This is a genomic window from Streptomyces sp. NPDC047880, assembly GCF_040706515.1.
GTDB lineage: Bacteria > Actinomycetota > Actinomycetes > Streptomycetales > Streptomycetaceae > Streptomyces.
In genome coordinates this window covers 174,165-187,978 of sequence record NZ_JBEZOK010000010.1, presented here as the reverse complement: position 1 = coordinate 187,978, position 13,814 = coordinate 174,165, and the positions used below count along the sequence as shown (strand labels likewise).

Below are 13,814 nucleotides of genomic sequence, written 5' to 3'. Positions count from 1 at the left end.
ACGGTTCTCGTGGTGTGTGGAGGTGTCGGCGTGGGCGAGCGTGAACACGAGCATGTGCGGGTCGCGGTGGTCGGGTCCGGTTTCGGCGGGCTGGGGGCGGCCGTGCGGCTGCGCCGTGAGGGTGTCACCGACTTCGTCGTCCTGGAGCGGGCGGGCAGCGTCGGCGGTACCTGGCGGGACAACAGCTACCCGGGATGCCGGTGCGACGTGCCGTCGCACCTCTACTCCTTCTCCTTCGCCCCCCACCCCGACTGGCCGCGCACCTTCTCGGGGCAGGAGCACATCCGCGCCTATCTGGAGCACGTGACGGACGTGTTCCGGCTGCGGCCGCACCTCCGCTTCGACTCGGAGGTGAAGCGGATGACCTGGAACGGCGAGCGGCTGTGCTGGGACATCGAGACCAGCAGCGGGAACCTGTCGGCGGACCTGGTCGTGTCGGCCACGGGCCCGCTGTCCGACCCGAAGGTGCCCGACATCCCCGGGCTGGAGTCCTTCCCGGGCAAGGTGTTCCACTCGGCCCGCTGGGACCACGACTACGACCTGCGCGGCAAGCGCGTGGCGATGGTGGGCACCGGCGCCTCGGCCGCGCAGATCGTGCCGGCGATCCAGCCCGACGTCTCGCGGCTCACCCTGTTCCAGCGCACCCCGCCCTGGGTGATGCCCCGCGTCGACCGGAACATCAGCGGCGCCGAGCGGTGGCTGCACCGGCAGCTGCCCTTCACCTCGCAGCTCAGGCGCGGACTGCTGTGGGGCATCCGCGAGTTGCAGGTCCAGGCGTTCACCAAGCACCCCAAGCAGCTCGGGTTCGTCGAGGACCTGGCCCGGCGCAACATGGCCCGCGCCATCAAGGACCCGGCCCTGCGGGCGAAGCTCACCCCGGACTACCGCATCGGCTGCAAGCGGATCCTGCTGTCCAGTGACTACTACCCGGCGCTCGCCCAGCCGAATGTGGACGTTGTCGCGAGCGGGCTGACCGAGGTCCGCGGCTCGACCCTCGTCGCCGCCGACGGCAGTGAGGCCGAGGTGGACGCGATCGTCTTCGGCACCGGCTTCCACGTCACCGACATGCCCATCGCCGAGCGGGTGGTGGGCGCCGACGGGCGGACCCTCGCCGAGGCGTGGAAGGGCGGCATGGAGGCCCTGCGCGGCGCCTCCGCGGCCGGCTTCCCCAACTGGATGACGATCATCGGACCCAACACCGGCCTCGGGAACTCCTCGATGATCCTGATGATCGAGTCCCAGCTGAACTATCTCGCCGACTACGTCCGTCAGCTCGACGTCCTCGGGGGCCGGGTCGCCCTGGACGCCCGCCCGGACGCCGTGCGCACCTGGAACCAGAAGGTGCAGGAGCGCATGAAGCGCACCGTGTGGAACACCGGTGGCTGCACCAGCTGGTACCTCGACGCGAGCGGCCGCAACACCACCATCTGGCCGGGCACCACCGGGGAGTTCCGGCGGGCGACCCGGCGGGTGGACCTCGGTGAGTACGACGTGCTGCGGGCGCCGGCGGCGAAGAAGGCAGCCGCGGCGGAGAAGGCGGAGGTGGACGCGTGAGCCGCCTCCTGCACGTCGACTCCGGCCCGTACGCCCCGCCCGCCCCGGCGCGCGAACTGACCGCCGTCTCCGCCGACGGCGCCCGCCTGCACGTCGCGGTCCACGGGCCGCCGGGCGCGCCCGCCGTCGTCCTCGCCCACGGCTGGACCTGTTCCACCGCCTTCTGGGCGGCGCAGATCCGCGACCTGGCGGCCGACCACCGGGTCATCGCCTACGACCAGCGCGGCCACGGGCGCAGCCCCGCGAGCCCGGCGTGCAGTGCCGACGCGCTCGCCGACGACCTGGAAGCCGTCCTCACGGCCACCCTCGCGCCCGGCGAACAGGCAGTGATCGCGGGGCACTCCATGGGCGGCATGACGGTGATGGCGGCCTCCACGAGGGCCGCCTTCCGGGCGCACGCGGCCGCCGTCCTGCTGTGCAGCACGGGCAGTTCGCAGCTGGTCGCGGCCTCCACCGTCGTACCGATGCGGGCCGGGCGGTTGCGCACCTGGCTGACCCGGCGGATCCTCGGCTCCCGTGCCCCGCTCGGGCCGGTCACGCCGCCGGCCCGCCGGATCCTCAAGTACGGCACGATGGGCCCCGGTTCGGCCCCGCACATGATCGAGGCGTGCGCCAGGATCGTGCACGCCTGCCCCCGCAAGGTCCGCCACGCCTGGTCGCAGGTGCTGGACCTGCTGGACCTCGACCACGGCGTGCGGGAGCTGGACGTGCCCACGGCCGTGATCGTCGGTACGGCGGACCGGCTGACACCGCCGGTGCAGGCCCGTGCCCTGGCCGCCGCGCTGCCGCAGTGCACCGGGATCGTCGAGCTGCCCGGCATCGGCCACATGACGCCCGTCGAGGCGCCCGACCTGGTCAGCGGCACCATCAGGGAACTCGTCCACACACACATCCAGGTCGTATCCGAGGAGAGCGCATGAGCAGGGTGAGCCTCGAGGGCAAGGTCGCCGTGGTGACCGGGGCGGCGCGCGGCGTAGGGGAGTTGCTGGCCCGCAAGCTCTCCGCGCGCGGGGTGAAGGTGGCGCTGGTCGGCCTGGAGCCGGACGCGCTCAAGCAGGTCTCCGCGCGGCTGCACAGCGACAGTGACCACTGGCACGCCGACGTCACCGACCACGAGGCGATGGTCCGCGTGGCCGGTGAGGTCGAGGAGCGCTTCGGCCGGGTCGACATCGTCGTCGCCAACGCCGGTGTCGCAACCGGCGGGCCCTTCGTCGATTCCGACCCGGAGTCCTGGCGGCGGGTGATCGAGGTCAACCTGATCGGCTCGGCGGTGACCGGCCGGGCGTTCCTGCCGTCGCTGCTGCGCAGCCGGGGTTATCTGCTGCAGATCGCGTCCCTCGCCGCGATCACCCCGGCGCCGATGATGACCGCGTACTGCGCGTCCAAGTCGGGCGTGGAGGCGTACGCGCACAGCCTGCGGGCCGAAGTCGGGCACCGGGGCGTGAAGGTGGGCGTCGGATACCTGTCGTGGACCGACACGGACATGGTGCGCGGGGCCGACCAGGACGACGTCATGCGGGAGTTGAGGCAGCGGCTGCCCTGGCCGTCCAACAAGACGTATCCGCTGGGGCCGGCCGTGGACCGGCTCGTGGAGGGGATCGAACGCCGGTCGAGCCATGTGTACGGGCAGTGGTGGCTGCGCGGGATGCAGGGGGTGCGGGGCTGTCTGCCCGCGGTCATCGGGACGGTGGGCCAGCGCGAGATGCGGCGGTTCGCTGACCGGCTGACCGGCATGCGCACGGGGCTGGTCGGGGCCGGCGGAGCGGCCGACGAACAGCAGCGGACTACGCTCCGTAAGTGATCGACATGCGCAGCGTCACGGCCCGTGTGAATCTGATCGAGCCAGATCCCCTCACCCCCAACGGGAGTGAACCCACATGGGTATGAAGGACCAGTTCCAGGAGAAGTCCGAGCAGTGGCAGAACCAGGCTCGCCAGAAGGCGGACCAGGCTCGCGAGCGGGTGCAGGACCGCGGGCGCCGGCGCGACGAGGACATGGACCCCTCGCAGCCGCAGCGCGACCGTGAGCGCACGGAGCCGCACCGCGACCGTGAGCGCGAGCAGGAGGACCGCTTCGACCAGGACTTCGACGCCTGACGTTGCGCGCTGAAGGACAGGGGCGCCCCCGAGCGGGGCGCCTCTTTCCCCTTGTGCCGCACGGGCGTTCACGCCCTGGGCGGCAGCTTCGGACGGGAGCGGTCCGGTACGTCGCTGTAGGTCGGCGGTGTCGCCGGCGGGTTGGTCTCCAGCAGCCCGAGCGCCAGCTCCACCGCGTCGGTCAGCTGGGCGTGCCGTCCCTCGGCCCAGTCCAGCGGGGTGCGCAGGACGTCGAGGTCCGGGTCGACGCCCTTGTTCTCCACCGACCAGCCGTAGGCGTCGAACCAGGCCGCGTTCATCGGCACCGTGATCACCGTGCCGTCGCCCAGTTCGTGGCGGCCGGTCATGCCGACCACACCGCCCCAGGTGCGCTGCCCCACGACCGGGCCCAGCTTCAGCAGCTTGAACGCGGCGGTGATCATGTCGCCGTCGGAGGAGGTCGCCTCGTCCGCCAGGGCCACGACCGGGCCCCGCGGCGCGTTCGAGGCGTACGACACCGGCTGGGCGTCCCGGGTCAGGTCCCAGCCGAGGATCGTCCGGCTCAGCGTCTCGACGACGAGTTCGCTGATGTGGCCTCCCGCGTTGCCGCGCACGTCCACGATCAGCGCCGGGCGGGACACCTCCATGCGCAGATCGCGGTTGAACTGCGCCCAGCCCGAACCGCCCATGTCCGGGATGTGCAGGTAACCGCAGCGCCCGCCGCTCAACTCGCGGACGACGGCACGGCGTTTGGCGACCCAGTCCTGGTAGCGCAGCGGGCGCTCGTCGACCAGCGGGACGACGGCGACCCGCCGGGCCGGGCCCCCGCCCCCCGTCGCGTCCCCGGGCGGTGTGAAGGTCAGTTCCACCGTCGTACCGCCCGCGCCGGCCAGCAGCGGATGAGGACCCGCGTCCGGGTCCACCGGGCGGCCGTCGACGTGGGTGAGGACCGCGCCCTCGCGGATGCCCGTACCGGCCAGCGGGGAGCGGGCCTTGGAGTCGGAGGAGTCGCCGAGCAGGATCCGCTTGACCGTCCAGCCGCCGTCCCTGCGCACGAAGTTGGCGCCCAGCAGGCCCTGCCTGCGCTGGTAGTGGGGCGGCCCCTCGTTGCGCCGGGCGGCGGTGACGTAGGCGTGGGAGGTGCCGAGTTCGCCGAGGACCTCGCGCAGCAGGTCGGCGAACTCGTCGGGGGAGGCGACCCGTTCGACCAGCGGTCGGTACTGGTCCAGCACCCCGTCCCAGTCGATGCCGCACATGCCCGGTTCCCAGAAGTAGGCCCGGATGAGCCGCCCGGCCTCCTCGTAGGCCTGCCGCCACTCCGCCGCCGGGTCGACCGTGTGCAGGATGCGGCGTGCGTCGATCCACACGGTGGAGTCGCTGTCGCCCTGCTCGTCGGCCGGGACCGCCCGCAGCTCGCCCTCGTCGACGATCACCAGTCGGCTGCCGTCGCCGCTGACCGCGAACCAGTCCAGGTGCTGGGCGAGTTCGGTTTTCCGGGCCTTGGTGATGCCGAAGTGCTCCAGGGTCGGCCGGCCGCTGGTGTCGTCCGGGTTGGCGAACGTCTCGCCGAGGGCGCCCGAGATCGGCCAGCGCAGCCACACCAGTCCGCCGCCCGCGACCGGGCGCAGCGCCGAGTACTTGGACGCGGCCACCGGGAACGGCGTGACACGGCTCTCCAGCCCCTCGGCCTCGACGGTCACGGCCCCGCTGTCCCCGTTGCCGTCGTCCTCGACCGGGTCCAGGCCCCCGGCGGCCGGGCGGCCCTCCGGGTTCACCGCGAACGGGGAGGGCGTCGCGGAGGACAGCGGCACGAGGTAGGGGCGGCAGCCCAGCGGGAAGGACAGGTCTCCGGTGTGCACGTCGTAGACGGGGTCGAAGCCCCGCCAGGACAGGAAGGCGAGGTAGCGGCCGTCGCGCGTGAAGACCGGGTTCTCGTCCTCGAAGCGGCCGCCCGTGACGTCGACGACCAGCCGGTCGGCGAGCCGGGCCATCTTGATCTGCCGCAGCGTCCGCCCGATGCCCGGGTGGGACCAGGTGAGCCACGCACCGTCCGGCGAGAACGCGAGATCGCGCACGGGTCCGTTGATCGACCGGATCAGCTCGGTGACCCCGCCGCCGGAGTCCTCCGTGACGTCGACCAGGAGCAGCCGGCCGTCGTGCGAGGCGACCGCGAGCCGCTCGCCCGCCGGGTCCGAGACCAGCTCGTGCACGCGGCCCAGCCCGCCCGGGGCCAGGCGCCGGGGCGCCCGTTCGCCGCTCGCCCGGGGCAGTGAGGCGATCTCGATCGCGTCCTCGCCCTCGGCGTCGGTCACGTAGGCCACCCGTCCGCTGCCGCCGAGCATCTCCGGCAGCCGCACCCGGACGCCGGGGGTGTCGGTGAGGGTGCGGGCCGGGCCGTCCCGGTGGGTCAGCCAGTACAGGCTGCCGCGCACGACGACGGCACTGGCCCGCCCGGTCTCGTCGACGGAGAGCCCGTCGACGTGCCGGGACGCCGCCACCTGGTAGGGGCGCCGCCCCGCCTGCGGCCCGCTCAGCCGTACGTCCAGCCGGCGCGGCTCGGAGTCCGGGGACAGGTCGTCGACGATCCACAGGTCGCCCGCGCACTGGTACACCACCCGGGTGCCGTCGCTGGCGGCGTGCCGGGCGTAGAAGGCGTCGTGGTCGGTGTGCCGGCGCAGCCCGGAGCCGTCGTAGGCGCAGGAGTATAGGTTGGCGACGCCCTCGTGGTCGGAGAGGAACGCGATGCGGCCGCCGACGAACATGGGGGAGTGCAGATGGCCGCGCAGGCCCTCCAGCAGCCGTTCGCCGTGCAGCCAGAGCCGGCCCGTGGCGCCGCCGCGGTAGCGCTTCCAGGAGGCGGGTTCGTGCGGCGGGGTGCCGGTGAGCAGGAGGGACCTGCGCTCTCCGTCGATGTCGGCGACCTGGATGTCGGAGACGGGCCCCCAGGGCAGTTTGCGGCCCGGGCCGCCGCCCGGGGAGACCTTGTAGGCCCAGGTGAAGTAGGAGAACGGCTCGCCGTGCGAGGCCACGGCCAGGATCTCGCCGTCCGGGGTCCAGCCGCAGACCCGGGTGTCGGCGCTGCCCCAGTGGCTCACCTGGCGGCCCGGGCCGCCGTCCACCGGGACGACGTGGACCTCGGGCACCAGGCTGCGCCAGCTCGTGTACGCGAGGTGACGGCCGTCGGGCGAGAAGCGGGGGTGGCCCAGCTTGGTGCGGTCGACGGTGAGCCGCCAGGCCCGGCCGGGGGCGTCGAGCGGAGCGAGCCAGAGGTCGTCCTCGGCCACGAAGCACAGCAGGTCGTCATGGAGGTGCGGCAGACGCAGATAGGTCACGTCCTCATGCTTTGCCGGGGGACGTACCCGGGCAACTCAGGACGAATGTCCGGCAGTGACCCGCGACACGTACGAAACGGTTTCGTTTTCTTGGAGGGTGCGCTACCTTCGTGACGTACGAAACCGTGTCGTTCGGAAGCAGGGTGGTGAGAGGGATGACCGAGGTCGCCGCCGCGCGTCGCAGCCGGATCACCCCCGAGCGTGAGGCCGAGCTCTATGCGGCCGTGCTCGACCTGCTCCGCGAAGTCGGCTACGACGCCCTCACCATGGACGCCGTGGCCGCCCGCACCCGGTCCAGCAAGGCCACGCTCTACCGCCAGTGGGGCGGCAAGCCGGAGCTGGTGGCGAAGGCGATCCGGCACAACAAGCCGGGCAACATCGCCGACATCGACACCGGGTCCCTGCGGGGCGACCTGCACGCCCTCACCACCCGTGAGGACGACTGCACCATGCAGCAGAACGCCGCGCTGATGCGGGGCCTGTTCATGGCGGTGCACGCCAACCCGGACCTCCTCCAGGCGTTCAAGGAACTCCTCGTGGAGCCGGAGATGGCGGAGTTCCACCGGGTGGTGCAGCGGGCCGTCGACCGAGGCGAGGTCCGTGCCGACTGCCCCGCGCTGGACTACGTCGTCCACATGCTCATCGGGGCGTTCGCGACCCGCACGCTGATCGACGACCGGCCTCCGACACAGCGGTTCCTCATCTCGTACATCGACGCCGTGGTCCTCCCCGCCCTCGGCGTGCCCACCGAGTAATCCCCCTCGGCTAGCCCCCACCTGACGTCTCCGCTCACGTCGTCGGGCTGATCACCCCTGCCCTGAAGACCCCACGACTGACCGGGAGTACGCCCTCGTGGCCACTTTCCTGTACAAAATCGGCCGGCTCTCGTTCCGGCGGCGGCACTTCGTCGCCCTGATATGGGTCGCGCTGCTGACCCTCGCCGGCGTCGGCGCGGCCAGCGCCCCCGCCGCGGGCAACAGCTCGTTCTCCATCCCCGGCACCGAGGCCCAGAAGGCCTTCGACCTGCTGGAGCAGCGCTTCCCCGGCACCAGCGCCGACGGTGCCACCGCACGCGTCGTCTTCAAGGCGCCCGACGGCGAGAAGATGACCGACCCCGGCAACAAGGCGACGGTCCAGGACACCGTGAAGGAGCTGTCCGACGGCTCCGAGGTCGTCCGCGTCACCGACCCGTACCGGGCGAAGGCCGTGAGCAAGGACGGCACGATCGCCTACGCGCAGGTGTCGTACAAGGTCTCCGGCATGGAGCTGGACGACGCCGCTAAGGACGCCCTGGAGGACAGCGCGCAGGACGCGCGCAAGGCCGGGCTGACCGTCGAGATCGGCGGTGACGCGCTCCAGGCCGTCCCGCACACCGGCTCCAGCGAGGTCATCGGCATCGCGGTCGCCGCGGTGGTCCTCGTCATCACCTTCGGCTCGCTGGTCGCGGCCGGGCTGCCCCTGCTGACGGCGCTCATCGGCGTCGGCATCGGAGTCTCCGCGATCACCGGTCTGGCCAGTGCGCTGGACCTGGGCACCACCACTTCCACCCTCGCGACGATGATCGGCCTGGCCGTCGGCATCGACTACGCGCTGTTCATCGTCTCCCGCTATCGCGCCGAGCTGGCCGAGGGCCGCGAGCGCGAGGAGGCGGCCGGCCGGGCCGTCGGCACGGCGGGCTCCGCGGTGGTCTTCGCCGGTCTGACCGTGGTGATCGCGCTGGTCGGCCTGTCCGTGGTCAACATCCCGATGCTGACGAAGATGGGCGTCGCCGCGGCGGGCACCGTGGCCATCGCGGTGCTGATCGCCCTGACGATGATCCCCGCCCTGCTCGGATACGCGGGCCGCAAGGTGAAGCCGATGGGGGAGAAGGGCAAGCTCCTCGGCCGTGCGAAGAGGCCCGCCAGGCCGCAGAAGCCGAACCTGGGCACGCGCTGGGCGAGCTTCGTCGTCCGCCGCCCCGTCGCGGTCCTGCTGCTCGGTGTCATCGGCCTCGGTGCGGCGGCCGTCCCGGCGACCTCCCTCGAACTGGGCCTGCCCGACGACGGTTCCCAGCCCACCTCCACCACCCAGCGCCGCGCCTACGACCTGCTGTCCGAGGGCTTCGGTCCCGGCTTCAACGGCCCGCTGATGGTCGTCGTCGACGCGAAGGACAGCGACGACCCGAAGGCCGTCTTCGCCGAGACCGGCGACGAGATCAAGGGCCTGAAGGACGTCGTCACGGTCACGCCGGCGCAGCCCAACAAGGCCGGCGACACCGCCACCATCACCGTCGTCCCCGGCTCCAAGCCGTCCTCCGTCACGACGGAGAACCTGGTGCACGGCATCCGGGACGCGGGCGCGGACATCAAGGCGGACACCGACGCGAACGTCCTGGTCACCGGCAGCACCGCGATGAACATCGACGTCAGCGAGAAGCTCAACGACGCGCTGGTGCCGTACCTGGTGCTGGTCGTCGGCCTGGCCTTCCTGCTGCTGATCGTGGTCTTCCGCTCGATCCTGGTCCCGCTGAAGGCGGCCCTCGGCTTCCTGCTGTCGGTGATGGCGGCCCTCGGCGCGGTCGTCGCGGTCTTCCAGTGGGGCTGGCTGTCGGACCTCATGGGGGTCGAGCAGACCGGGCCGGTCATGTCGATGATGCCGATCTTCATGGTCGGTGTGGTCTTCGGCCTGGCGATGGACTACGAGGTGTTCCTCGTGACCCGGATGCGGGAGGCCCACGTCCACGGTGAGAAGCCGGCCCAGGCCGTCGTCACCGGGTTCCGGCACGGCGCGCGGGTCGTCACCGCCGCCGCGGTCATCATGATGGCCGTGTTCGCGGGCTTCATCGGCTCGTCCGAGTCGATGGTCAAGATGATCGGCTTCGGCCTCGCGATCGCGGTGTTCTTCGACGCGTTCATCGTCCGCATGGCCATCGTCCCGGCCGTCCTGGCCCTCCTCGGCCGCAAGGCCTGGTGGCTCCCGAAGTGGCTCGACCGCGCGCTGCCCAACGTCGACGTGGAGGGCGAGGGGCTGCGCACCCGCACCGACCGCGACGACGAGAACAGGGAACTGGTCCGCGCCTGACAGGGCGCCGCGAGAACCGGCCGGTGAGGGCTCCGTGGGGACGGGGACCCTCACCGGCCTTCCCGTCTCTCCGCGTTCCCGCCACCCGGCCTCCCCGCCTCCCCGTCTCCGGGCCTCCCCGTCTCCCGGCCTTCCCGTCTCCGGGCCTGGCCGGAACCCATTCGCGTGGCTGATACACGCACCGTTACGGTGCCCTCATGACGACGACAGCCGCCACTGACGCCGAGGGCTCCGGAGCCCACCCCCGATTCGCCGAGGCCCTGCGCGAGCTCGGGCTCGGACACCTCGTACCGCAGGTCCGCCGCTTTCCCGATGCCACCCGTACCGCCGCCGAGGCCGCGGCCGCCGTCGGGTGCGAGCTGAGCCAGATCTGCAAGTCGCTGATCTTCGCCGCGGACGGGGTGCCCGTTCTGGTGCTCATGGACGGGGCCTCCCGGGTCGACCTCGAACTCGTCCGCAAGGAGCTCGGCGCCGACAAGGTCACCCGGGCCAAGGTGGACGTCGTGCGGGAGACCACCGGGTACGCCATCGGCGGCGTGCCGCCCTTCGGGCACAAGACCCGGACCCGGGTTCTCGCCGACCGCTCCCTGCTGGAGCACGACATCGTCTGGGCCGCCGCCGGCACGCCGTACACCGTGTTCCCGCTGGCCCCCGGGGACCTCGTCGCCCACGCCGACGCCACCCTGGTGGACGTGCGCGAGCGCACCTCGTGACCCCCCTGGTCACCGCCGCCGTCCTGCTCGCCGCCGTCACCCACGCCAGCTGGAACGCCATCGCCCACAAGATCACCGACAAGACCGCCGGGTTCGCGCTGATCTCGGGCGGCGGCCTGGTCATCGGGCTGGCCCTCGCGCCCTTCGTGGCGTTCCCGGCGGCCGGGGCGTGGCCCTACCTGCTCGGCTCCGCCGCCGTCCACATCGCCTACTACGCCCTGCTGATGACGTCCTTCCGGCTGGGCGACTTCGGGCAGGCCTACCCCATCGCCCGGGGCACCGCGCCACTGGTCGTGACCCTGCTCGCCGCCCTCTTCGCACACGAGGTGCCCGACGGGTGGGCCGCGGCCGGGATCGCCGTGTCCTGTGCGGGGCTCACCGGCGTCGCCCTGTGGGGGCTGCGCGGGCGGCGGCCCGACTGGGCGGCGATCGGAGCGGCCCTGGCGACCGGGCTGACCATCGCGGTCTACACCGTCGTCGACGGACTGGGCGTGCGCGCCTCCGGGTCCTCCCTCGGGTACATCGCCTGGCTGATGGCGGTGCAGGGGGTGGTCATCCCCGCGTACGTCGTCTGGCGCCGGCGTGGGGAGACCGTCGCGCTCCTGCGGCCCTTCGCCGGGATCGGGCTGATCGGCGCCGCGCTGTCCGTCGCCGCCTACGCGCTCGTCCTGTGGGCCCAGACCAGGGCCGAGCTGGCGCCCATCGCGGCGCTGCGCGAGTCGTCGATCATCGTGGGCGCGGCGATCGGGGCGGTGTTCTTCAAGGAGCAGTTCGGGGCGCCGAGGATCGCGGCGGCGGGCCTGCTGGTCGTCGGGATCGGACTGATGCTGCACACCGGATAGGGGCCCGCCAGGCGGGTGCGTGCGGCCGGTGGGAGGAGCACCCTGGAACTAAGCGTTCCGGAGGTGATCGTCATGATGCACACCACCGTGGGGTGGCACGTCGAGATGGAGTTCACGGAGGACGACCAGCACACGCGCGCGGCTGCGATGGTCCGCCTGCCCGACGGCAGCGAGGTACGGGCGCACGGCCACGCGAGCCGGCACCGGACCGACGCCAATCAGCCCCGGGTCGGGGAGGAGATCGCCGGCGCGCGGGCGCTGAACGAACTCGCCATGCAGCTGCTGACCAAGGCCCACGAGGAGATCGACCAGGCCTCCGGGCGGACCTCCCACCCCATCCACGTCTAGCGGCCGCCGGAGAGGTCCGCAGGCTCCCGGCGTCCAGGCCCTAGAGGTTCAGCACTCCCCGCACCGCCCGCACCAGCCCCTGCGCCCGCGGGTCCGCCGTCACCGTCTTGCGGAAGCCGTTGGTGACGTAGCCGAAGGCGATCCCGGTCTCCGGGTCGGCGAACCCGAGGGCGCCCCCGCGGCCGGGGTGGCCGAAGGAACCCGGGGTGAGGAGCGGCGAGGCGCTGCCGTGCAGCATGTAGCCGAGGCCGAAGCGGGTGCCGACCACCAGGACCCGGTCCGGGCCCGCCGACTCCTCGGCCCGGGCCCGTTCCACCGTCTCCGGTGCGAACAGGCGTGGGAAGAGGCGCCCGGCGCCGGCCGTGTCGCCGATCAGCGTCGCGTAGAAGCGGGCCAGTCCGTCCGCCGTCGCCGTGGCGTTCGTCGCGGGGAGGGCGGCGGCCCGGTAGGCGGGGTCGTTCTGGTCAGGGAACGGGGAGATCGCGGCGAACGCCCGGCGCGTCAGGGAGGCGGGATCCTCGTAGGCCTCGGTGACCGAGCGCTTCGGGCGGGCCCGCAGACCCCCGGTCGGCTCGGCCCCCTCGACGCGGCCCACGCGACCGGCCCGGTCGGCCTGAGACTCCGGCAGGCCGAGCCACAGGTCCAGCCCCAGCGGGCCGGTGACCTGCGACGCCAGCCACTGGCCGGTGTCCTGGCCGGTCACCCGCCGCACCAGTTCGTCGACCAGCCAGCCGTAGGTGAGCGCGTGGTAACCGTGGTCGGTGCCGGGCTCCCAGGCCGGGGCCTGCGCGGCGACCGCCTCCGGGCCCCGCAGCGGGTCGAGCGCCTCCTGCGGGGTGAGCGGCCGGTCGAGCACCGGCAGCCCGGCGCGGTGGTTCAGCACGTGCCGGACCAGCACCCGTTCCTTGCCCCGCGCCTTGAACTCCGGCCAGTAGTGCCCCACCGGCGCGTCCAGGTCCAGCTGCCCGCGCTGGTGCAGCAGCAGGAGGACGGCCGCGGCGACACCCTTCGTCGCCGAGCGCACGACCTGGGCGGTGCCGCGCTCCCAGGGAGCCGTGCCGTCGACGTCCTTGGTGCCGCCCCACAGGTCGACGACCTTCTGCCCGTCCCGGTAGACGGCGACCGCCGCGCCCCGGTCCCCGAGCGTCTCGAAGTTCCGTACGAACGCGTCCCTCACCGGCTCGAAGCCCTCGGCCACTGTGCCGTGCACGTCCACGCCCGTACTCCTCGTCTCGCCGCTGTGCAGGTGGTGTTCCCCTCTAGCGCCGCGGCAGGCAACGTTCGCCCCGTCGCGACGCCCGGCACGCCCTCTCGCCGCACCGGCCGAAAGCACGAGCACGCCCCGTACGAGGGCTTCCGGCCGGCACGCCGAGAGCACGCACCGGACGCCGCTCCTTCACGGGCAAACGTTGCCCGCCGCGGCACTAGCCAAGCAGGATGGTCACGTCGATGTTCCCGCGGGTCGCGTTCGAGTAGGGGCACACCTCGTGGGCCGCGTCCACCAGCCGGGTCGCCAGCTCCGCGTCGACGACCGGCAGCGAGACGCTGAGGGCGACCGCGAGACCGTAGCCGCGCTGCCGGTTCGGGCCGATGCCGACCTTCGCGGCGACCGTGGAACCGGTCAGGTCGTAGCCCTCGCGGTTGCCGACGAGGATCAGGGCGTTGTGGAAACAGGCGCTGTAGCCGGCGGCGAAGAGCTGTTCCGGGTTGGTGCCGTCGCCGTCGCCGCCGAGCTGCGGGGGCATCGCGACCTTGAGCTCGAGCTGACCGTCCTGGCTGGTCACATAGCCCTCACGGCCACCGTGGGCGGTGGCCTCCGCCACGTACATGATCTTCGTCGGGCGGGTGTCGACGTCGGGGCCGTCGGTCATGCTGTCCTCCCCCGGAACC

The 13,814-nt window shown here is 72.6% G+C and carries 12 protein-coding genes; 9 read left to right on the top strand and 3 right to left on the bottom strand.

Translation table 11 applies throughout. The features are described from left to right. The first annotated feature begins 30 nt into the window (after positions 1-30). The 4 genes from AB0937_RS17935 (at position 31) to AB0937_RS17920 (ending at position 3,650) form a co-directional block, all read left to right on the top strand. On the top strand, positions 31-1,554 hold the full coding sequence (locus tag AB0937_RS17935; protein WP_366712751.1) for an NAD(P)/FAD-dependent oxidoreductase: 1,524 nt from the start codon (positions 31-33) through the stop codon (positions 1,552-1,554). Then, positions 1,551-2,474 carry an alpha/beta hydrolase gene (locus AB0937_RS17930; RefSeq protein ID WP_366712750.1) on the top strand — a complete coding sequence of 308 codons (924 nt, stop codon included), beginning with the start codon at positions 1,551-1,553 and terminating at the stop codon, positions 2,472-2,474. Before AB0937_RS17935 ends, AB0937_RS17930 begins: the two co-directional genes overlap by 4 nt. Then, complete coding sequence (locus AB0937_RS17925; RefSeq protein WP_366712748.1) at positions 2,471-3,355, top strand: SDR family oxidoreductase; 885 nt, start codon at positions 2,471-2,473, stop codon at positions 3,353-3,355. The genes AB0937_RS17930 and AB0937_RS17925 overlap by 4 nt, the downstream gene beginning before the upstream one ends. A gap of 76 nt (positions 3,356-3,431) precedes the next feature. Then, positions 3,432-3,650, top strand: coding sequence for a hypothetical protein (locus AB0937_RS17920; RefSeq protein ID WP_366712747.1), 219 nt, complete (start codon positions 3,432-3,434; stop codon positions 3,648-3,650). A gap of 68 nt (positions 3,651-3,718) precedes the next feature. Here the strand turns inward: AB0937_RS17920 and AB0937_RS17915 are convergent, their stop codons facing one another. After that, the gene (locus AB0937_RS17915; RefSeq protein ID WP_366712745.1) at positions 3,719-6,961 is read right to left on the bottom strand and encodes a S41 family peptidase; all 3,243 of its coding nucleotides are present in this window, start codon (positions 6,959-6,961) and stop codon (positions 3,719-3,721) included. Between the two features lie 155 nt (positions 6,962-7,116). Between AB0937_RS17915 and AB0937_RS17910 the strand changes: the two genes are divergently transcribed. The 5 genes from AB0937_RS17910 to AB0937_RS17890 all read left to right on the top strand — a co-directional run bounded on the left by AB0937_RS17910 (position 7,117) and on the right by AB0937_RS17890 (position 11,924). After that, positions 7,117-7,716, top strand: a complete 600-nt coding sequence (locus AB0937_RS17910; protein ID WP_366712743.1) for a TetR/AcrR family transcriptional regulator — start codon at positions 7,117-7,119, stop codon at positions 7,714-7,716. Between the two features lie 97 nt (positions 7,717-7,813). After that, entirely contained in the window at positions 7,814-10,021 is a 2,208-nt protein-coding gene (locus tag AB0937_RS17905; protein WP_366712742.1) for an MMPL family transporter, read from the top strand. A gap of 197 nt (positions 10,022-10,218) precedes the next feature. Beyond that, a complete protein-coding gene (locus AB0937_RS17900; protein ID WP_366712741.1) occupies positions 10,219-10,734 on the top strand; it encodes a YbaK/EbsC family protein in 516 nt (171 codons plus the stop codon). Continuing rightward, entirely contained in the window at positions 10,731-11,576 is an 846-nt protein-coding gene (locus AB0937_RS17895) for a DMT family transporter (RefSeq protein WP_366712740.1), read from the top strand. The genes AB0937_RS17900 and AB0937_RS17895 overlap by 4 nt, the downstream gene beginning before the upstream one ends. 72 nt (positions 11,577-11,648) lie before the next feature. Then, positions 11,649-11,924 (top strand): DUF1876 domain-containing protein, encoded by a 276-nt coding sequence (locus tag AB0937_RS17890; RefSeq protein ID WP_184847261.1) that lies wholly within the window; start codon positions 11,649-11,651, stop codon positions 11,922-11,924. Positions 11,925-11,964: 40 nt separating this feature from the next. Here the strand turns inward: AB0937_RS17890 and AB0937_RS17885 are convergent, their stop codons facing one another. Next, on the bottom strand, positions 11,965-13,140 hold the full coding sequence (locus AB0937_RS17885) for a serine hydrolase domain-containing protein (RefSeq protein ID WP_366712739.1): 1,176 nt from the start codon (positions 13,138-13,140) through the stop codon (positions 11,965-11,967). A 208-nt stretch (positions 13,141-13,348) separates the two neighbouring features. Continuing rightward, the gene (locus AB0937_RS17880; RefSeq protein WP_366712737.1) at positions 13,349-13,795 is read right to left on the bottom strand and encodes an organic hydroperoxide resistance protein; all 447 of its coding nucleotides are present in this window, start codon (positions 13,793-13,795) and stop codon (positions 13,349-13,351) included. Positions 13,796-13,814 lie beyond the last annotated feature (19 nt).